Annotated in this window: 12 protein-coding genes and 1 riboswitch; of the genes, 10 read left to right on the forward strand and 2 right to left on the reverse strand. The window is 59.9% G+C overall.

Annotated elements, in window-relative coordinates; genetic code table 11:
* The first annotated feature begins 15 nt into the window (after positions 1-15).
* From FE782_RS11645 to FE782_RS11660, 4 genes are all read left to right on the forward strand, one after another.
* Positions 16-6846 carry an OmpL47-type beta-barrel domain-containing protein gene (locus FE782_RS11645; RefSeq protein ID WP_138194267.1) on the forward strand — a complete coding sequence of 2277 codons (6831 nt, stop codon included), beginning with the start codon at positions 16-18 and terminating at the stop codon, positions 6844-6846.
* Between the two features lie 259 nt (positions 6847-7105).
* On the forward strand, positions 7106-11038 hold the full coding sequence (locus FE782_RS11650) for a leucine-rich repeat domain-containing protein (protein ID WP_158299352.1): 3933 nt from the start codon (positions 7106-7108) through the stop codon (positions 11036-11038).
* 92 nt (positions 11039-11130) lie between these two features.
* On the forward strand, positions 11131-11796 hold the full coding sequence (locus tag FE782_RS11655; protein WP_158299353.1) for a cohesin domain-containing protein: 666 nt from the start codon (positions 11131-11133) through the stop codon (positions 11794-11796).
* Positions 11797-11818: 22 nt separating this feature from the next.
* The gene (locus FE782_RS11660) at positions 11819-13564 is read left to right on the forward strand and encodes an S-layer homology domain-containing protein (protein ID WP_138194270.1); all 1746 of its coding nucleotides are present in this window, start codon (positions 11819-11821) and stop codon (positions 13562-13564) included.
* 48 nt (positions 13565-13612) lie between these two features.
* On the opposite strand, the gene FE782_RS11665 is transcribed toward FE782_RS11660, so the two are convergent.
* On the reverse strand, positions 13613-14974 hold the full coding sequence (locus FE782_RS11665; protein WP_138194271.1) for an SEC-C metal-binding domain-containing protein: 1362 nt from the start codon (positions 14972-14974) through the stop codon (positions 13613-13615).
* Positions 14975-14989: 15 nt separating this feature from the next.
* Positions 14990-15940: a carbohydrate kinase family protein gene (locus tag FE782_RS11670; RefSeq protein WP_138194272.1), complete on the reverse strand. Its 951-nt coding sequence runs from the start codon at positions 15938-15940 to the stop codon at positions 14990-14992.
* A gap of 134 nt (positions 15941-16074) precedes the next feature.
* On the opposite strand from FE782_RS11670, the gene FE782_RS11675 reads away from it, so the two are divergent.
* The 6 genes from FE782_RS11675 to alr all read left to right on the forward strand — a co-directional run bounded on the left by FE782_RS11675 (position 16075) and on the right by alr (position 21469).
* Complete coding sequence (locus tag FE782_RS11675) at positions 16075-16866, forward strand: copper amine oxidase N-terminal domain-containing protein (protein WP_158299354.1); 792 nt, start codon at positions 16075-16077, stop codon at positions 16864-16866.
* A 214-nt stretch (positions 16867-17080) separates the two neighbouring features.
* Positions 17081-17488, forward strand: a complete 408-nt coding sequence (locus FE782_RS11680; RefSeq protein WP_138194274.1) for an O-methyltransferase — start codon at positions 17081-17083, stop codon at positions 17486-17488.
* 32 nt (positions 17489-17520) lie between these two features.
* Positions 17521-17607, forward strand: a riboswitch (cyclic di-GMP riboswitch).
* A gap of 98 nt (positions 17608-17705) precedes the next feature.
* Entirely contained in the window at positions 17706-17972 is a 267-nt protein-coding gene (locus FE782_RS11685) for a hypothetical protein (RefSeq protein ID WP_138194275.1), read from the forward strand.
* 88 nt (positions 17973-18060) lie between these two features.
* Positions 18061-18762 carry a hypothetical protein gene (locus tag FE782_RS11690; RefSeq protein ID WP_138194276.1) on the forward strand — a complete coding sequence of 234 codons (702 nt, stop codon included), beginning with the start codon at positions 18061-18063 and terminating at the stop codon, positions 18760-18762.
* Between the two features lie 334 nt (positions 18763-19096).
* Positions 19097-20158, forward strand: a complete 1062-nt coding sequence (locus FE782_RS11695) for an outer membrane lipoprotein-sorting protein (RefSeq protein WP_138194277.1) — start codon at positions 19097-19099, stop codon at positions 20156-20158.
* A gap of 123 nt (positions 20159-20281) precedes the next feature.
* Complete coding sequence (alr, locus tag FE782_RS11700; protein ID WP_138194278.1) at positions 20282-21469, forward strand: alanine racemase; 1188 nt, start codon at positions 20282-20284, stop codon at positions 21467-21469.
* Positions 21470-21521 lie beyond the last annotated feature (52 nt).

Genomic DNA, 21521 nt, shown 5'->3' on the forward strand with positions numbered 1-21521 from the left:
CGGGAGAGTGGGAATGTGAGGAAGCATTTTCGCAAGGGGGCTTACAGGTGGCTGCTGGCCGGGCTGATCGCCTTGATGTCGTGCATCCCTCTGGCAGGCATCCCTGTCGCGCAAGCGGCGGAAGGGGACGATTTGCTCGGTGGGCTGACAGTGAGAGCGGATGGCGTGGAGCTTGAGCTCATGGGATATGTCGATGGAAGCTGGGAGCCTTCCTTCAGCCCTTACGTGTATCACTACGAGGTGATGACCGGCTCGGCGGACACGCTGGAAGTTTCGCCGCAGCTGAACGTGCCATTTGTCGGAAAGCTGAAAATTAACGGGCATAAGGCGACGGATGGAGAACCGTATACCGTACCTCTCCGGTACGGGGAAACCTGGATCGAGATCGACGTCATCGGCGAGGAGTATGCGAATACGTATTACCTCAAGGCGATCCGGAGGCCGTTCGACGTGAACGGGATGTCGTCGATTCCGGCGGTCGCGTACGATCTCGATTACCCGATCGGGATGGATGTGGATGCGGTCGGGAATACGTATGTCGCGGATTTCGGCAGTCATCGAGTCGTCAAGCTGTCTCCGACGGGGGAGGTTCTGCTGACCATCGGCGCGTTCGACAACAATGGCATCACGGAGTCGTTGTACTATCCGACTGCGGTGAGGGTGGACGACGAAGGCAGGATTTATGTCTCGGACTCGGCGAACGACCGGATCGCGGTCTTCGGAGCCGACGGGGCGTTCTTGGAATTCCGAGGCGTCGGGTTGCTGAACGAGCCCGAAGGCTTCGCGATCGACGCCGCCGGCAACCTGTACGTAGCGAACAGCGGGAGCGACCGACTTGTCGCGCTGCTTGTGGGCGGCGGCACGTGGTTTTGGGACAATGACGGGACCCTTGCGGATCCGATGGGCGCGGCGGTCGATGCGGCGGGCAACGTATACGTGACCGAGCGATTCCCGATGATGGGCGGCGATATCGGCGTCGGCACCGTCTACAAGGTGAGCGCGAACGGCGAATACTTGGCCGAGTTTCCGACGACGCCGGCACCGCCGGAGACGAGCGAAGACGGGCAAGGCGAAATGATAGATCCTTTCGAAAATAGTTCGACGCCGAGAGACCTCGCGATCGACGCTGGCGGAAATCTCTTGCTGCTGGACGAGACAAAGAACAAGATTCAGGTGTTCGATCCAGCGAGCGGCGAGCTGTTGGACGAGTGGAGCGGGATCGGGAATCAGCCTGCGGGACTAGCGGTCAGCGACGACTTCTTGTACGGCGTGCAAGGGACGCTGTACGTGACGGATACGGGTCACGGCACGATCGTGAAGGCGAACGCCTTCGGCGAAGCGCGAGGCTACTTCGATTACCCGACGAACGTGGCCGTGGACGCCGCGGGGAATGTATATGTAGCCGATTCCGGTCAAGGGGAGATCGAGAAGTACGACGCCGCCGGAACGAAGATGGCCGCATACCGACTCGAGAACTTCAACCCGGATCTCGTCGCCGTCAGTCCGACAGGCGTCGTGTACGCGGCTGAGGCGTGGGCGGGACGCATCGTGAAGTTTCTCGCCGACGGCACCAAGGACGCGGACATTACGGTGCCGAACGAGCTGCACGGCATCGCGCTCTCGAAGCACGGCAATGTGCTTGCGACGGAGACGCGGTACGACGTGGGGACGCCGGTCGGATACGTAGTGGAATACAGCGGGGCTTCGCTGGAACAAACAAACTTGTTCGAGGCGGATCAGCCGCGGCTGATCGCCGCCGACCGCAAAGGGTTCATCTATGTGTCCAGTGGAATCAACTCGATTCAGGTGTTCTCGGCGGACGGAACGTTCGCTTACGAGCTTGGCGTTTACCCAGGAGCGTACGACCGATTGGACTACATAACAGGGCTGGCGGTGAACGCGGCCGGGCAAGTGTTCGTGGGAGATTCGGAAAACCAAACGTTGCACGCCTTCACCCCCGACGGCGCGTATGCCGGCGGCTTGCAACACTTCTTGCCGGACGCGGAGGATTATCCTTACGGTCTGGCGACGGATGCCGCCGGAGATCTGATCGTCGCGGATAAGAACAGCCATCGCGTCCTTCGTATGGATTTAGAATACGAGAACCGGTTGAGCGGGCTCCATGCCGACGTCGGGTATTTCCTATCGGACTTCCTGCCGCAAGAGCCGAACCATGTACTCATGGTGCCGAGGAACGCGGAGACGGTGGAGCTGCTTCCTTCGCTCAACGACCCTCGAGCAAGGCTGTACGTGAACGGGGCGCTGCAGGAGGATGGTTCGGCTCCGCTGGAGGTTCCGTTGGAACCGGGGACGGAGACGCAGTTGGAACTAAGGGTCGTGAATGCCGACGACGAAGCGAGGACGTATTCGGTTCGTATCCTTCCCGAGCTGGCGGTGTCAGGCGACGCCTTCGCCGCGCTTCCGGCCGGGGAGATCGTTACGTTCGCGGACCGGGAATGGATGACGGTAGGCGACGGGAGCGGGAAGCTGCTCGCGCTGGAGCCTTACGGGGAGCCGACGGAGTGGGATGACGCGTTCGATTATAACGCGGCGTCGTCGCGGACGGATGCCGGCTACCGCTTCGACTCGACGCATGAATCGTCGCTCGCCTATCGCCTGAACACCAACTACTTGAACTTGTTGGACGGCGAAGCGTACCGGAAATATTGGCTCGTCTCGATGGACATCGAGGCGCCGTACCTGCTCAAGACGGGAAGCGTCGTCGAGGTCGACGAATCGATTGAACCGTATATAGCAAGGGAAAAGGTCGCCTTACTCACGTATGCGGAGTATAAGGCACTGCAATCGGGCGGATGGCTGCATCCGGACGATCCGGTGACGGGATGGGACGAGCGATGGTTCCTCATGAATCCGATCGCGAACGCGCCGGAATCGAACCCGGACTGGTACCAGTACCATGCTTTCGTACAAAACTACGGATCCGGCGAGGTCGAGTTGTTCCATACGCCGTTCGCGGCGAAGCCGGTCATCCGGCTCCAGGACAATATCCGGATCGCGGGCGGAAGCGGGACGATCTCGGAGCCCTACCAGCTTGCGTTCCCGGAAGCGCCCGCGGAGTCGATGAGCGTCGCGTTGGGGACGCCGTATACATCGGCGAATACGAGCGTGTCGATCGCGTTCGCGCCGAGCCGCAGCTTGGGCGAAGGGGAAATCGTTCGGTTGACGTTCCCAAGCGAGTTCTACGCCGGCGCGCTTACGCCGGAATCGGGCGTGACGGTGAAGGTGGACGGCGTTCCTTATGCCGCCGAGATCATGCCGATGGAAAGTACGGTCGCGATCCTGCTGCCGACCGACGTCGAGTACGGTCAAGAAGTCGTCGTCGAATTCCCGGAGACGGCGGAGATTTACAATCCGTCGTATGCGGAGGAAGGCCCCTTCGCGTTCGCGCTGGAGATGGATGGCTTCGAAATCGCGTCCGCGGCCGAGGTGAACGTGGCATACGCCCCGCAGCTTACGATAACGGCGGCAGCGGCCGAGCCGAGCGACTTCCTGGCCGGTCAACGCAGAGACATTGCGTTCACCGTGTCGAACGTGGAAGGCGGACCGTCGGCGGGCGAGGTACGGGTGAGCTTCCAAGCGATGTCGGCATTCCAAGGACTAACGCTTACGGGCGAGGGCTGGACTTGTACTGCCGATGCTTGTACCCGCTCGGATTCGATTGAAGCGGGAGAGGCTTATGAGACAATCATCGCTTCCGTCGACGTGCCGGCCGAACTGACGACGGGCTCGGGCATTCTGTCGGCATCGTTGTCCGGAGGCAATGACGGAACGACGGAAGACAATAGCGCTTGGTTTACGACAAGTTTGTACGACCTTCCGCGCATCGCCGCGACCACGAATCACTCCGGTGGCGCTTGGCTGAAGAAGGCTTCCGCGATCGTCGAGGTCGCGCGAACGACGTACGGAAGACCGCTGACCCCCAACAGCTTCATGTACGCTTGGTCTTCATCGCCGGAGACGCCGGCGTCGGGATGGACGGCATTCGCCAGCGGAGATACGATCGAACGGACGGCGGACGGCGTCTGGTACTTGCATCTACAGGCGAGGGACGACCGCGGCAACACGGCGCATGTCGTTACGGAGGCGTTCCGGGTCGACGCGACGCCGCCGACGTACTCGGTGTTTTTCCTAAGCGGAGGGACGGGGTATAGTCCGGGCGCCTGGACGAAGCATCCGGTCCAAGCGACGTTCGAGCCGACGGACGGGGAGAGCGAGATCGCTCGCGTCGAGGCGTCCGTGGATGACGGGGCGACTTGGGAGGAGCGCACGTCGATCGTCTTGTCCGCCGACGGCGAATATAAGTTGAAGTTCAGAGCCTACGACCAATCGGAAAATGTCACCGAAACCGCATCCTTCGATGTGCGGATCGATACGATCGCGCCGGTGCTGACGGCGACGGCGACGACGGAAGACGGATTGCCGTACGAGAGCGGCGAATGGACGGCGCAGCGCGTGCGGCTCGAGGCCTCCGCCGGGGGCGGCGCCGGATCGCCTGTGCGGACGGAGTATTCCGTCGATGGTGCGGTTCCGGCTCCGCTCGATGGGGCGTTGGAGATCGACGAAGAAGGCGAGCATCTCGTGACGCTCCGGGCGATTGACGAGGCGGGCAACGTCGACGAGATACCATTTTGGGTTCGGATCGACCGGACGGGACCGACGATGACCGTCTCCTTCAAGACCGCCGACGGTTCCGACTACACGCCTGGGCAGCTGGCGAACCAAACCGTGCTGCTGAAGGAGATGCGCTACAGCGACAACAACGGGGCAGCTCCGATGGCGGACTTCTCCGTTAACGGGGGAGACTGGCAGCCGATTAACGAGCTGCAGCCGTTCAGCGCCACCGGGGAGTACGAGCTTCGGCTCCGCGCGACGGACAGCGTAGGGAACGAGACAATCGAGACGTTCCTCATCCGAGTCGCGGCGACTGCGCCGGAGCTGTCTTGGACGGCGAGTACGCTAGCCCCGACCAATGGGAACGTGAAGATTCAAGTAACCGCTGCGGACGAGACGATCGTGAAATGGGCCGCGGGCGTCCGGAATGCCGACGATTTCGCGACCGGCGGCACGACGCTGACGCTTGGATCGGACGGAGCGTATGCGTTCGATGCGACCGAGAACGGCACGTATACGATTTATGCGACGAACGCGTCGGGACTCGCGACGCTTAAAACCATCGGCATTCATAACATCTTCCGCGAGAATCCTACCGCATCGTTCACGGTTTCGCCGACGGCGGTTACGAACGGCAATGTCGCGGTGCTCGGCGTCGGCCAAGCGATCGGCTCCGGCAACGGGCTCGGCGCGCTGAAGTGGGCGTACGGCGAACGCGCGATCGAATATTTCGCTTCGGCCGGCGAGACGCTGTCGTACGAGGACAACGCCTTCGACTTCGAGGCGACGGAGAACGGGACGTACACGGTGTATTTGTCCGACCTGGCCGGCAACAAGGCGGTGCAGACGATCGAGATCGGCAACATCGAACGGAGATCCCCGGTTCTCGCGCTGAGTGCGGGTACGGAAGCGCCGACGAATCAGAGCGTAACTTTGTCGGTGTCCGAATTCGTGTACGGGACGGACATCGGCAACGCGCTGGAGACGTTGAAATGGGATTACGGGGCGCTGCCTAAGGAACATTTCGCAGCGGCGGGCGCTTCGATCGATTTGACGACGCGCGCCTTCGACGTCAGCGCCAACGGGACGTATACGGTGTATGCCAAGGATCGGGCGGGGAACGAGACGGTCGCATATACGACGGTGGATAATATTTACACGACGTCGCCGACCATTACGATCGCTAGAAACCCGGATGCGCCGACATCGGGCGATGTGACGGTGAGCGTAACCGTATCGGTGTACGGGGCGGACAATGCGATTCAATCGATCCAATGGATCGTCGGCGATCAAATCACGGCGCTGCCGGCGGTGGCGGAGCAGCAAGTGGTCGTTCAGGAGAACGGCATGTACACGATCGTAGTGACCGATGCTGCAGGCAATACGATGAGTCAGTCGGTGGGCATCGGTAACATTTTCCGAAATCCTCCGTCTATCGCTCTCGCGCTCTCCCCGGACGGACAGACCTACGGGGCGGTGAAGGTGATCGTCGCCGCGGAGGCGATCGGCTCGGGGAATATGCTCACGAGCGTATTGTGGGCTCCCGGAGAGCTTACGGTCGATGCGTTCCCTACGGTCGGAGAAGCGGTGTTCGGCAGCTACTTCGAGGTGACGGCGAACGGCGCCTATACGGTGTACGCGGAAGACGCCGCCGGCAATCGGGCGGTACGAACGGTTACCGTCGGCAACATTATGCCCGTACCGGGCGCTCTCGTGCCGCGGGCGAAATACGCCGCGGTCGATGCGAGCGGAACGAAGGTAACGGTCGTCTTCACGACGCCGCTCGATCGCGAGGGAGCGATTCCGGCGAACGGCTTCGTCTTGAGCGGGGCGAACGCCTTGATCGCTTCGGCGACGGTCGATGCGTCGGACGACAGCGGACGGACGGTCGTTCTGACGCTGGCGCCGAACGGGAACGACGCGAGCATCGTATGGTCGGCAGATGCTGCGCTGTTCATTCAGAGCGGTGCGGTCTACTCCTCGGCGGGGATCGGCAATCCGGCGGTCGAAAGCCTGGGGGTCGTGACCCCGGCGAAGCGGGCGGCGCTGATCGAAGCGATCAACCCGGCCTCCGGCGGCGGCCGAATCGAGATGAGCAAGATGTATGCGTTCTTGATGACGGGCGTCTTGGTCGACGTCAACCAGGACGGCCTCATGGATAAGAGCGACATCGAGTTCGTGTTGAAGCTGATCGATCCGCGTTTCGTACAATAATGTTTTTCTTGGCGGAGCTCCTATGCGGGGCTCCGCTTTCTGTTGCGACCATAGGTTCCAACTAATTCATTCAAAGCAGGAAAAATGTCGAAAAAAGAAACAGATAAATGCGGTTCAGGCGAATTTTTTTAACCCATTTCTAACCATAGTCATGTATAATAACTAAGAATTGCCACTTTTGAACTAGAAGATGGGTCATGTGGCGGATTTATTCATTTTCTTATATATGAATAGTTTGATGGAGGCGAGAGGAACGTTGATGCGAAGAAGGACATGGTACAACTGGATCAATCGGATGCTGATCTTTACGCTGCTTGTTAGTGGGCTTACGATCCCGGTCGCTCCCGACGCGGCTAACGCCGAAGGGGCGTGGGAGAACAGCGTCTCCGTGAATGCGACTAGCGATCGTCTGGCTGTAACTTGGGGCCCGTATATCGGGGAACCGACGGTCGTTTCGTACGCGGTGTACGGCAGTGGGGCTGTAATCGGGACCGTTACGGAAACTTCATTCGATTATTTCCCGCCGGAGCCGGGGGAGTACTCCATTTACGTTGTGGCTCATTTGGATAATGGGGCGACGGAGTATTCGCAATCGACCTCGGTAATGTTCCTGCCGACGTTCGCGACGTACAGCGGCGAAGTATGGCCGGACGAGACGGCGCTTAACATGGGTCCCGGCGAAGACGAAGCGGGGTTGCATGTCGTCTTGGATTGGTACGGCGCGACGTTGAACGCGGATCCAAGCGGGATGATTTTGATAGGCTACAATGTGTACTACTCTACGAACTACCAAGCGAGTTGGACTTATCTTGATTTCTACAAGTTCCCAGAAGCGTACATAACTGATCCCGTCCCCGGCGTGACGGACTACCGCGTCGAGGCGGTTTATAGGGAGACGTCGGCGGGCACGTTCCTCGAATCGACGGACGGTCCGATTCATTCTTTCAACTCCGGTGAAGAGCCGCCGATGGACGCTGTTACGTTCCCCGACTCCAACATGGAGTCGGCGGTACGCGACGCATTGCACGCAATTGGCGTTTACCCGGCAGCTAACATAACGGTAACGGATTTATCGGCGCTCCAGAACTTCCATCTTCCGTGGGGAGTAGGAATTACGGATATTGAAGGCATTCAGTACGCTGCCAATCTAAGTTCAATCTCGTTATCGGCGAATCCGATAGCGGACCTCCCGGATATGACCGGGATGGCGAATTTGCAAAGCTTCAACGCCTTCGGTTCTCCGATCGATGCCGGAGACCTGGGGAATTTGCCTAATTTAACCTATCTCTTAGAGCTCACCGGAACGAATGTGACCGATATGTCGTTGGTGGCCGATGCGGTGAATCGGATGACGATCGGTTCCCTCATGCTAAGAGATTTGGACATGGGGGACAGCGGACTGCAGGCGTTGCTGACCGGTTTATCGGAGACCAGCAAAAATCGAATCAGCCAGCTTTCGCTCGATAATAACTACATTACCGACATCTCTTCCATAACGCCGCTGAGCTTCCCGATGTTGATGGACCTCAACGTAAGCGGGAACGGCATAAGCTCCATAGCTTCATTGAGCGGCATGACGAGTATTCGGACCTTGAATGTATCCGGAAACATGATCGCCGATATCGGCGCGTTAAGCGGAATGACCGCGATGGATTACTTATATCTCTCGAATAACGAAATTTCGGACATCAGTGCGTTAAGCGGCATGACGATGCTTAGAGGCGCGATGTTGGACGGAAACCCGATTACGAACATCGAAGCATTAACCGGTTTGAACAAGCTGGAGAGAGTCGATCTGGATTCTACGCATATCACGGATTTGAGCCCGCTTGTTACGAATACGGGCATGAATTCGGGAGACGTCTTATTCATTCAAAACATTCCCGGCCTGGATTTGGTGGAAGGGACCGGAAACGCGAATCATATCCAGACGTTGAAAGACCGAGGCGTCGACGTGCGTCACGACGCCATCGCACCGGCTCCGCCGGCGGATACCGAACCGCCTCTCTTTAATCAACAGACGCTTCGCGTATCCGGCGTCGCCGAGAATCAACTGACGATTCACTGGGAAGGCGCGTATGACTTCAACGGCGTAGTCGAATACCGAGTGTCGCGCGACGGCAGTCCGATCGCGTCGCTGCCTGGCACGGCACGGGAGTTTACGGATGCTGCGGCCACGCCGGGCGTGAAGCATAAATATACGGTGGAAGCGGTCGACGCCGCGAACAATTGGTCGCGGAACGCGCCGACGGGCATTTTCAAAGCTCACCTGCCGGTCGCGATCAATAATACGGATCCGGCGTTCATCGATCGCATTCGAATGATTACCGGGAAGGAAAGCGGCGAATTGACGTCCGCGGATATGATGAACCTTCCAGCGACCGCGTATATGTACGGAGGAGAAGGCAGTAAAATCGTAAATCTCGAAGGGATGCAGTATGCGTATAGCGTCACGGACTTGCGATTGTATAATAACGCGATTTCCGATTTAAGCCCGTTGGTCGGCATGCCGTTGAATGGGTTGGATTTAGATAACAACCTGATCGCGGATCTTGGCGATTTGTTGGATATGTACGGCGCAGGCGCGTTCCAAGGGGAGTATGCACTCATTTATATGTACGACAATCCCTTGGATCTCATGGAAGGCAGCCAAGCGGTCGCCGATATCGCAACGCTTAAGGGGTACGGAATCGACGTTCGCCATGATCCGATAGTCCCGTTCACGGGGAGCGCGGCACCGGCGATCGAAGCATCAAAGACGCATGTCGCGGCAGGAGATCAATTCTCGGTGACGGTCAGCGTGGAAGACGTACCGGACTTGTACGGCTTTGAATTCGAGCTGGCGTACGACAAGAACGTGTTGGAATTGGCGAGCGTCCAGGCGAATTCGGAATTTAGAGCCGGCTCCTCGGAGATCGCCCTAATGGATATCATCACGCCGGAGAGCACGGTCCGCGTTGTCGGCTCCTTGCAGGACGCCGAAGCGGGGCTTGCGCCGAACGGGGAGAGCGTGAAGCTCGTCGACGTTTACTTTAATGTGTTGCAGCCGTTCCAGCCGCACACAAACATCGCGCTCTTGCACGGCAAGGCGAAGTTCTCGGATTCGGAGTCGGCGCGCTACGTCGCTGTTAGCGACGTGGTACAGACGATACTGCCTACGGTGTTCCCGACAACCATCGCGATCGAACCGAACGTCGATGTCTTGAACATGAAGCAGGGTGACGCCGGTATGGCTCTAGGATACGCGTTTACGCCGGCGGATACGACGAACCAAGCCGTGACGTGGTCCTCCGATAACGAATCGGTCGTCACGGTCGATGCCGACGGACGGCTGACCGCGGTCGGACCGGGAACGGCCCGAGTGACGGTCAGTTCGAATCAGATCAGCACGGTTTCGGATTCGATTCTAATCGAAGTTGCGGCTATTGACGAAGCTTTCGACATTCAGTTCAGCAAGGAGATGGTCGGACCGGGCGAATTCGTGAAAGCGACCGTGTCGAAGCTGTCGCTCGAGCACGACGCCAGGAGCTTCCGGATCGAACTCGAAGTCGCGCCGTTTTGGAATGTGTTGGGCGTCAAACCTCATGCGGACATCGCATCGAAGTTGGACGGCTCGCTCGTTTTGGATGTGGAACCCGGCTACTTCTGGTTCGGAGATACGTATATCGTCTCCGGCGAGCTGGCGGAGGGACAGTCGATCCAAGGCGCGGCGAATCTTTTCACGATCTACGCGGAGGCCGGGGACATATTTTCGGACGGACCGGATTTCGGAGGTTTTTCGATCGAATCGGAGCCGACGTCCGAACCGGGCGGGCGTTTGCCGTTGTACTTCGGGATTACGGCAGCGCAAACGACGGACGTCGAAGGCATCGTTCACCTTCTTGCGGAACCGGCGGACTTCTACGTGCCGATCGTATGGCCGGATGTCGATCAGAATCCCGGCGTCGAGGTGACCGACCTCGTGAAAGTGGCGAAAGCGTTCGGAACCGTCGTCGATTGGGAGATAAGCGGGGAAGACGGCGGATATACGCCGGAACAGCTTCTCGATTTCAATGAAGACGGAATCGTCGACTTGAAGGATCTGACCTTCGTTCATATTCGCGTGCTGATTTCTAATGCTCATTTCAGAGAGATCGACCCGGATCGCCCGGACGAAAGCGTCGTCCCGTTCCCGGTTCCCGAAACGGTATAATTTCATAGCTTGTGCAGCTGCGACAGCCCACACCGACGAACGGCATGTGGGCTGTCGTTTCTTACAGTAACTTATGGAGGGGAGTTCCATTCATGAAAAATTGGATCCTGCTGCTTGTCACCCTCTGTCTAGCGGCGCTGCCAGCCGCTCCGGCGCTCGCCGCCGAGTCGACGGCGACGGTCGGGATCTCCGTCGCAGCGCAACAGCAAACCGTCGGCAAACCGTTCGACGTGCATATTGCGATAAGCGATGCGGCGAATCTTGCAGGGATTTCCTTCCGGCTACGGTATGACCCCGCGAAGCTGCAGCTTGCGAAGAGGACGAACGGCGAACCGATGGTGCAGTTCGCGTCGGGCTTCCAATTCTTCGGCGGCAGCACGGTCAACGAAACGACGGGGACGTTGGCGTATCCATTGTTATACGATAAGCCGACGGCTTCCGCGCCCGTGAACTCGAGAGTCATGACGGTGACGTTCGTTCCCTTGACGTCGGAGCGCGTGCAGGTGCAATTGGAGCACATTTCGGTCATGAATTATTTGTCCAGCTCGATTCAAAAAAATACGCAAGCGAGCGCCTCGGTATGGGTCGGACCGGCGCTGCCGAAATCCCCGGACGAACCGAAATTTTCGATCAAGAGCGCTATGAGTCTTATTCGGGGGACCGGCGGAGCTTTGGTCGATTTTAATGGAGACGGAACCGCCGATAAGTCGGACATGGTGTACGTGCTGCAGCAAGTCGAACCTCGAGGATTCAACTGAGGAAAGGAATTAATCGTAGACGATGGCTATTAGGAAAATGTTGTTATCGTTCTGCCTCCTTCTCGCGTCGGCAACCATTGCGTCCGGGAGTGTTGGCGCAGCCGCATCCGAACCTGCCCGATTTACAATGGGGGTATCCGCCGAGCGACTGGCGCCGGGCGGAACCGTGACGGTTTCCGTCGGCGTTCAAGGCGGGGAAGACGTACAAGGTTTCAGTGCATCGCTAGCGTATGACGCCGATCGCCTGGAAGTCGTCGATGCGACGCTGCGGTCCGAATTCGGCACGGTCGGTTCCAATGCTTCGTTCCTGCAATTCGATGCCGGCGGCGAGCTGCGGGTCGTCGCTGTACGGCTCGGGAAATCCGAAGGTGTATCCGGCGACGTTCCCCTGTTCACGGTTCGACTGAAGGCGAAGTCCGGAAGCGGGGAAGCTCGTGTCCGCTTGACCGCGGGTGCTTCGTACTCCGATTCCGACTCGACCTTGTTCCAGTCCGACGCCGAGGTAGGGCGTACGATTACGGTCGCGAGCGGGACCGCGCCGGGACCGGGCGGACCTGCGCCAGGGGCGGGCGGCGCTCCGGGAGGTCCGGGAGGCGGGGCGCTTCCCCCTGCAGGACTAGAGACAGGTGGCCAGGACGCCGCCGCAAGCGTGATGGTGGATAAAGACTGGTTCGCGGAGCAGCGGAAGGCAGGGGAGACGATCACGGTGCGGGTCCCGGAGGCCGAGAGCCGGCTCGAGGTCCGGTTGCCGTTAGGAGCGCTGTCGTCCGGGAGCGACCGAGGGAACGTATACGTCGTAAGCCCGCTGGGGTCGTATCGGTTGCCGTTGAGCCTGCTGTCGACGTTCGGCGTCGGAGCCGGGGCGGATACGGAGTTGATCCTCTCGATGGAGGCCGTGGAAGCAGATAAGGATCTTTCGATGCGGGAGGCGGCGGACGGCATCGGAGCGAGTCTTCTAACCGGCGGCGTACAATTCCAGGTTGCGGTCGCCTCCGGCGGCATAACGACGCCGGTCGCCGACTTCGGCAATGAATACGTAGAACGATCTTTACCGCTGCCTTCAGGCGAGATCGACGCGAACGCGGTCGGCGTATGGTACGACGAGGCGACTGCTTCCTATCGCTTCGTCCCGACACGCTTCGACCGCGAAGGCGGCACGACGACGGCGACGCTGCGACGCCCCGGCAACAGCGTGTATGCCGTCGCCTCGATGTCGAAATCGTTTGAGGATTTGACGAACCATTGGGCGAAGGCGGATATCGAGCTGCTCGCGTCGAAGTTCATCCTCAAGGGGATGTCGGCGTCGACGTTCGAACCGGAAGCGTCCGTCACCCGGGCGCAATTCGCCGCGATGCTGATGCAGGCGCTAAGCCTGTCCGAGGCGCCGGCCCATGCGGCGTTCAGCGACGTACGCCCCGGCGATTGGCATGCCGGCGCGGTCGGCGCCGCCGCGAAGGCCGTTCTGATCGCCGGGTACGCGGACGGCACGTTCCAGCCCGACCGGACGATCACGAGGCAGGAGATGGCGGTGATCGTGTCCCGGGCGCTCGCTTTCGTCGACAAGCCGGCGCCGGAGTCGGGGCCGACCCTTCGTTACTCGGATGCGGCCGGCATACCGGAGTGGGCGAGCGGCGCGGTCGCGGAAGCTTCGTCCGCCGGCATCATGAGCGCGGTTGCGGCGGATCGCTTCGGCGGGGAGCAATCGACCACGCGGGCGCAGGCGGCCGTCGTCTTGAAGCGGATGCTGCAATGGGTAGATTTCTTATAAACAAACAAGGTCGTCCGAGCGAGACATCGCCGGACGACCTTGTTTGCGTTATTGCTGCTCCATCAGCCAATGAAGCAGCTTCGGCTGCTGCGCCCAGAGGGAGGCGTGCGTCGTGACGTAGTGCACCGCTTCGTCGGGGCCGCCGACGACGTAGTGCTCCGGAAGCCTCTTAGGCAGCTTTTCCTTCCCGAGCAAGTACGTAAGTACATGTTTGTTCGCCTGCGTCGCGGCCCGATACAGCAGCTGCAAGCGAGAAGTGGCGCCGTTCTTTAAGAATTCTAATACGAGGCGGTCGTACGCGAAGGAGGCGGACGCTTCGCCCTCGAATCGTTCGAACAACGCCTCCGCTTCGTCGAGCTTCCCGAGCCGCAAATACGCGGCCGCCAACAAATACCGCGCGCCCATGTTGTCCCCGGCGTTCAGCCGCAGCATCTCTTCGAGATGCCGCTCCGCTTCCGCGACGTCGTCGGCGTACCAGCTGAACTCGGCGTAGTTGTATTTCGCCCGCATGTAGGGCCGCGTTTCGCTGAGGCCCCAGAAATGCCCTTCGTTTTCCGCGAAAAACGCCGCTCCCAGATCCCGCTCGCCGGCCTCTATGCCTTGGCGGAAGTAAGCCCGCGCTTGCTCCAGGTCCGAGCTTTCCTCGCCGAGGATGACGTACGCGTCCGCCGAGTCCGGGTACAACGCGATCGCTTCCCGAGCGAGACGTACGCGCTCCGCGGAGGTCGCGGCGTCGGCCGCGTCGAACAGCAAGTCCTGCGCCCGCTCGCGCGCGGAGACGCCCTGAGGCGTCGGCACCGGCTTCCCGGCCATGGCCCGATCCATGTAATCGCGGACGAACGCCTCCGCCTCTTCGATCGATTCGATCTGCCGCTCTTTCAAGAGCAGGTCGATATCGCGGTACATACGCTCCAGGTTCGGCTGCGAGGCGCCGGCCGTTTCGGGAGGCGCGTCCAACGTCTCCGCGTATTCGGCCAGCTCGGCATACCGCTTGGAGACGGTCCCCGAAGAGACTCCGTATTTGGCGGCCAGTCGAGACTGCGTCACGCCTCGCCCTTCGTCGCCCGGGGTGAAGTACTCGAGCGCCGCGCTGAACGCGCCGAACTTCTGGAAGACCGGCCGGGTCGTATGCGCGAAATCATGCCAAAATCCCACCAATGCGCGCAAATCCTCCGGGTCGAAGGCCGCATCCGCATGCTCGACGTAATGCTGCGCCTGAAGCCGGTACAGCTCGTTGTCCCACTTCAGCTCGCGGTCGATCCAGCCGGGCAGCTTGTCCCGCGTGATCCGGGTCGTCCCCGACGCCTCCTGTCGCTCCGGACGTTCCTCTTGATACGTGTCGATGCAACACTTCTTGAATTTTTTCCCGCTGCCGCATGGGCACGGGTCGTTCCTTCCTGGCAGAGCCAAGCCGTTCTCCTCCTCTTATATCAAACCCATTTTCTCGAAAATGTCATCCCGCCCCATCCGCTCCCGCGCGTCCGCGCACTCGTTCCGGTCGGATTCGACGACCCAACCGGCGACCTTCGCGCCGCAGACGACGGCGCGATCGAGCGGCAGTCCGCGCGACAAGGCGAACGCCGTCCCGGCGGCGAAGGCGTCTCCCGCGCCGCTGGAGTCGACGAGCCGCGCGGGGAACGCGGGCTGGAAGCCGGAGCGGCCGGCGGCGCGGTCGTAATACACGGAGCCTTCGGCTCCCAAGGTGACGACCATGGCGCGAAGCTCGCGTTCGTCGACGAAGGCGCGGAGCGACGCCAGCCGCTCCTCGTTCGAGATCGAGCCCCAGGGGCGGCCGCTGAGCCGCTCGGCTTCGACATGATTGCAGACGAAGCAGTCGAGCGCGCCGAGCAACGCGGGATGCTCTCCGATCACCTGCAGGTTGTTCGGCAGTCCGTAGACGGGGATGCCGAAGCGCTTCGCCAGCTCGATCGCCCGGCGGGTGATCGCTTCGGTAAGATCGACCGACAGGACGAGGTGCGTGGCATCCCGAAGCGCCTCCTCGCCGGCGTCCTCGAGCAGGCGGGCGAGACCCGCGAAGTCGGGCTGCCGCGAGATCGAACCGGCCAGATTCCCGTCGGCGTCCACAATGGCCATCCACATGCCCATGCCGCGGTCCGCAGGACGGATAAAGCGGGTATCCGCGCCGAGGGCGTCCAACCGCTCGACGATTTCCCGGCTGGGCGCGCCGTCGTCGACCGTTGCGAGGAGCCGCGTCTCGCCGCCGAGCGCGGCGAGATTGGCGGCGACGTTCCGCCCGACGCCGCCGTGAACGAAGCGAACGTCGCCGACGTTTTTCCCGATGGGGTCGTAGGCATGCGACGCATACCCCTTCAAATCTAAAAATACATTGCCGATAACTACGAGGGTGGGGGTCATTTTCGGTCGACAAGCTCCCTTGGATAATGTTCTGATTTATTGTACCAAAATCGCGACCCCCTGAAACCGTCCATCCTTTCCGAACGATATGGACATCAAGACAAGACTACATACTTTTTAGGAGGATGGGTTCTATGAATCAGAAGACAGGTTCGAAGAAGGTAACGCTGCTCGCGCTTGCGACGGTGGTGGCGAGCATGAGCATCGGCTCCGCGGTCGTCGGCGCGGCGGATGGCAACAAGGGCAAAGGCGCTGAGAAGAAGGCCGAGGCGAGCGTGCAAGCGGAGACGAGCGTAACGGCGGACGTCTATGGCGGCGGAAATAACGGCAACCACGGGAAAGGCAACACCCATGGGTTGGAAAACGCGCTTTCCAAGCTCGAAGGCAAGCCGGCGGCCGAGGTCATTCTCGAGATTCTCGCGGACCGGACCGTCGACGCCGAGGCGCTTGCGCTCGAACTCGAGGCGGACGGCGAGATCGAAGCGGCGGTCGTCGCTCAACAGGAAGCGGCGGTGCAAAACCCGACCGATGCGAAGCTCGTGAAGAAGCTCGCGAAGCTGCTGGACAAGGCCGGCCACAAGGGGATCAAGGCGTTCGTCAACGGCAAGCAGCCGGAATTTGACGTGAAGCCGTTCGCGAAAAACGGACGCACGCTCGTGCCGTTCCGCGCGATCGCCGCATCGCTGAAGGCCGATGTGTCGTTCGACGCCGCGACGCAGACGGTGACGGTCGTCCGCGGCGACGTCACGGTGAAGCTGACGCTCGGCAGCGACACGGCATACGTGAACGACGTTGCCGTGAAGCTCGACGTGGCGGCGGAGTCGGTGGAGGGCCGTACGGTCATTCCGCTGCGCTTCTTGGCCGAAGCGTTCGATGCGAACGTTGAATTCGATGTCGAGACGCAAAGCGTCATTATTACGGAATAATAGAACGAGACGATCGACCGTTCCCGGGAATCCGGGAACGGTCGTTTGCGTTTCTGGGTCCATTTTCCCGAGGGATGTCGCATCGTGTAGAATTTTTTCGCAATTTCGCCAAATTACTATTGTCACAAACTGGTGATTCTACTATAATAGGACACACGACCCACTAGAGTTGACACGCGCAAACTATTGTTGACAGAAAGGGGGTATGTAATGTATGGAGATGACCGAGTCGTTAACGAAGCAGTTAAACATGGTGTTCGGGAAGCTGAGCGAGGAGCTCGCGAATCTTTCGTCCGGCATTGTGTTCGTACAAATACGCAGCAACGTGATCGGGAAGTTCGGCATCCGGCACGATCCGTTCGAGACGAGCAAGACTCGGCCGTTCCAAGGCACGAGCGGGTTGACGGAGTCGCAGCGGAACGATTTCCGCCGAATGGCGATCCAAGCGTTGGGCCATAAGGTCGGATGGACGCACGGCGAGATCCAGTTCGAGTTCGCCGTCAGGCAAGGAAAGCTGAGATTGAGCATCACCTTCGAATCGAATTACAATATGTCCAACTTGTTGCCGAAGTTCGATCTCGGCGGCGGATGGGGCGGCGCCGGCGAGATCGAAGGGGCATAACGATATTTGGAAACCAACTACATATCCGATTTGTTGATTCAAGGCAAACCCATCGAAAGGTGGGGACGCAAAGCTATAGGGGCTACGCTTACGAGTAAGCATGCCAGCCAGCTGCCGCAAACCGGGCCAGTCATCGTGACGGACGAAGCACGTACCGGCTCACTTGCAGCAGCAGCTGTGGAGTGGGCTTTTTCTATGTCTCTTTGGGGAGGTAGGTATGCAGCGTATGGTATTCAAGATGTTGTGTGTCCTGCTTTTGACGGCGATGCTTACGCGCTTCGGACAACCGGGCGAACTGGAACATGCGGTAGAGCGGTTGGCGTGGCTCAAGGCGGTCGAGGCGCCGTCGTCGACGGACCAAGCGGAGTCCGCCTCGGAGCGGAACCGGCGGGAGAACGCGATAGGCAAGGGCGTGTTGGAGCGCAGCTTCCGGCTGCGGTCCCGGCTGAATACGCATTTATTAATGTTGAAGTTCAAGCGATAGATTTCTATGGAGTGGCGAAGCGCGCCCTCGTTCGTCTTTCGGGACGGCGGGGCGCTTTTCTTGTTTTCCGGGGGAGGAGGGGCGAGGGGTGGCGGAACCGTTCGAGAGCGCGCACGAACGCTGGCTGCAGTCGCATCTGGAGGGACGAACGGGAGAGCGGCGGGGGCGGCTTACACGGAAGAGGTATGCGGAGACGTTGTTCTTGCGGCAGGTGTGGTGGCCGTTGTTCGGAAGCTTCGATGCGCTTCACCCGGAGTATGAGGTGGCGGATTGGCGAGGGAGGTCGTATTTCGCGGACTTCGTCTGGCTGCCGGGATCGGGGGAGAAGCTCGTCTTCGAGGTGAAGGGCTTCGGACCGCACGTGACGGAGATGGATCGAAGAGGTTATTGCGAAGAGTTGAACCGCGAGACGTTCCTGCAAGGGCTCGGCTACCGCGTCATCTCGATTCCGCACGACGACGTGGCGAGCCGCCCGGATGTCGTGCAGTCGTTGCTGCGCATGGTGCTGAGCCGATTTCAACCGATCCGTAAGTCTAGGGCTCGTCCGTCCCTCATCGAGAGGGAAATTATGCTCCTAGCCTTCAGTTGCGCGGGTGTATTGCGAGGCGTCGATGTTGCAACGCACTTAGACGTTAGTCATCGGACGGCGGTACGGTATTTGCAACGGCTCTGTGAGAAAGGAGTGCTAGAGGCATTGCGAAACGGTGCGAAGGGGGAGCGAGTGACGGAATATCGAGTCATCAAGGAGAAGCAGGGGCTGCTCGGACTGTGGCAATGGGACGAGGGATAGTCTCCTGTTCGGGTTTTTGCGCAATCGTGCGTATATTTTAATCCGAATGAGTCGATATCTCCTCGATATGCGCAAAACTTCATAAATCCCACCGGATTCCGGTGGGAAGGGGGAGGAATATAAGAACTTTTGCCGATATGATTTTGAATCGAGTCTACCGCATAACAAATATATGACTTTTTGCGCAAGTCCTGGGGAAAACCGACGGAAGAGCCCGCCCGCCGCCGCCAACCGCCATCGCTTGTCATGCTCGTCATGCTAGTCTGCATAAATGGCCAACCCCCCTCATAGACATGTTATCGAGTACAAGAAATCGATCGGAGGGGTGGACCTCATGAGACGTAGCAAGTGGGTCATGACCTTGGCGCTGACGTTGGCGGTGGCGCTGCTGTTGGCGGCGTGCGGAGGCGCGAAGGATGCGGCGGGTGTCGTAAGCGACATCGAGAAGTTGACGGGCAAGCTGGAGAGTTATCACGCGGAAGGCACCATGGTGTTGAATACGGGGCAGGAGCCCCAAGAGTACGGCGTCGTCGTCAGCTATCAGAAGCCGGAGTACTACCGCATCGCGCTTACGAACGAGGCGAACGACATTACGCAGATCGTGCTGCGCAACGACGAAGGCGTGTTCGTTCTGACGCCGCACCTCAATAAGAGCTTCCGCTTCAAGAGCGACTGGCCGAACAATCAAGGGCAGGCGTACTTGTTCGAGACGCTGGCGCAATCGATCATCCACGACGACGAGCGCCAATTCACCGCGGAGGAAAATGCGTACGTCTTCGACGTCCTGGCCAACTACCAGAACGCCTCGCTCGTCCGCCAGAAAATCTGGCTGAGCAAGGAAGACTACAAGCCGCAGCGCGTCGTCGTGACGGATGCGGACGCGAACGAGATGGTCACGGTGACGTTCAGCTCCTTCGAGTTCGACAAGAGCTTCGAGGACAACTGGTTCGATATGAACCGGAATATGACGAGCGTGTCGATCCAGTCGGTGCCGGTGCTGGCGACCGAAGGCGAAGGCCAAGGCGAACAAACGGCGGAAGCGAACGAACACTTCGGCATCATCTATCCGGGCTACGTGCCGGAAGGCGTCGAGGAGCGGTCGGCGGCGGACTTCAAGCTCGGCGAGCGCGACGCGATCATGATCCGGTACGTCGGCGAATACGACTACACGCTCGTCGAGTCCAAGGCGGCGGAAGAGCGGATGGCGTCCAGCTCGATCGGCACGGTCATCGAGCTCGACCTCGGCCGCACGGTCGGCGTCCTGATCGGCGAGAACGAGCAGCGGACGCTTCTGTGGACGCACGACGGCGTCGATTACCGCCTCTCCACCGGCAATCTTCCTTATGAAGAGATGGTGAAGGTAGCGCAATCGGTATTCGATCAGAGCGGGAAGTAAGCAGGGGGGACCAATGACACGGTTCGTTGACACGGCCATTCTTAGATTCTAAGATAGTACAGTGGCAGACCCTTAGATTCTACTTAGGTTCTGAGAAAACTTGTTTGCGGATGTGACTTCCCTGTGGATACGTACCGATGGACGCGGGCCGAGGTCGACTTGGATGCGCTGCACCACAATTTGGAGCAGTTCCGAATCGCCCTCGGCCCCGATATAAAGATTATGGCCGTCGTGAAAGCGAATGCGTACGGCCATGGCGCGGTGAAGGTCGCCGAAGAGGCGATCCGCCACGGCGTCGAATATTTGGCGGTCGCCTTCCTGGACGAGGCGCTCGAGCTAAGGCATTTCGGCATCGAAGCGCCGATTCTGGTGCTCGGCTATACGCCGGCGGCCGGCGTCGAAGTCGCGAGAAACCGCGGCATTACGCTTACGGTGTTCGACGACGACGTGCTGGAAGCCGCAGCGTCGCAACACCCGACGAAAACGTTAAACATCCACGTGAAGGTGGACACCGGCATGGGCCGCATCGGCCTGACCGACGAGCAAGACGCGATTCGCTTCGTCGAGAAGGCGCTCAAGACGCCCGGCGTCGCGGTCGAAGGGCTGTTCACGCATTACGCGTGCGCCGACGAATGCGACAAGACGCATGTGACGGAGCAGTATCGGAAGTTTGCGCGGATCGCGGATCATTTTCAAAAGCAAGGAATTTCGTTAAAGTACGTGCATGCCGGCAACAGCGCGACGGGGATCGACACGCCGGACTACACGCGGAATATGCTGCGCCTCGGGGTGAGCATGTACGGGTTGTATCCGTCGGAAGAGGTCAACCATGAGCGGGTGCGGCTGAAGCCGGTCATGTCGCTGAAGTCGGGCGTCGTGATGGTGAAGCGGCTGCCGCAAGGCAGCACCGTCAGCTACGGCGCGAATTACGCGACGGCGCAGGACGGCGAGACGATCGCCACGCTGCCCATCGGCTACGCGGACGGGTATTCCCGGCTGCTGACCGGGAAGGCGGAGGCGCTCATTCGCGGCAAGCGGGTGCCGGTCGTCGGCAACATCTGCATGGACCAGTGCATGGTCCGGGTGGACGACGGCGAGGTCGAGGTCGGCGAAGAGGTCGTGTTGTTCGGAACGCAAGGCGAGGAGACGGTTCCGGTAGAGGAATTGGCGGCGAAGCTCGGGACGATCAATTACGAGATTACTTGTATGGTGTCGCACCGCGTGCCGCGCGTATATGTGAAGGGCGGTCGGGTGACGGAGTTCGATAACCCGCTGCTGCATTTTACCAACGAGAAAAGCATAAGGTCTTAGAGGAGTTTTCCGTCGTTTGCCGAATATGTATAAAGCCGCAGAAAAGGTTCCA

Origin of the sequence: Paenibacillus antri, from assembly GCF_005765165.1 — a bacterium.
In the GTDB taxonomy this organism is placed as follows: domain Bacteria; phylum Bacillota; class Bacilli; order Paenibacillales; family YIM-B00363; genus Paenibacillus_AE; species Paenibacillus_AE antri.

Bases quoted from the DNA above. Each gene is read 5' to 3' on its own strand.
- FE782_RS11660 (WP_138194270.1), top strand. From the start codon at position 11,819: ATGGCTATTAGGAAAATGTTGTTATCGTTCTGCCTCCTTCTCGCGTCG.
- FE782_RS11680 (WP_138194274.1), top strand. From the start codon at position 17,081: ATGGAGATGACCGAGTCGTTAACGAAGCAGTTAAACATGGTGTTCGGG.
- FE782_RS11650 (WP_158299352.1), top strand. From the start codon at position 7,106: ATGCGAAGAAGGACATGGTACAACTGGATCAATCGGATGCTGATCTTT.
- FE782_RS11670 (WP_138194272.1), bottom strand. From the start codon at position 15,940: ATGACCCCCACCCTCGTAGTTATCGGCAATGTATTTTTAGATTTGAAG.
- FE782_RS11685 (WP_138194275.1), top strand. From the start codon at position 17,706: ATGCAGCGTATGGTATTCAAGATGTTGTGTGTCCTGCTTTTGACGGCG.
- FE782_RS11695 (WP_138194277.1), top strand. From the start codon at position 19,097: ATGAGACGTAGCAAGTGGGTCATGACCTTGGCGCTGACGTTGGCGGTG.
- FE782_RS11655 (WP_158299353.1), top strand. From the start codon at position 11,131: ATGAAAAATTGGATCCTGCTGCTTGTCACCCTCTGTCTAGCGGCGCTG.
- FE782_RS11675 (WP_158299354.1), top strand. From the start codon at position 16,075: ATGAATCAGAAGACAGGTTCGAAGAAGGTAACGCTGCTCGCGCTTGCG.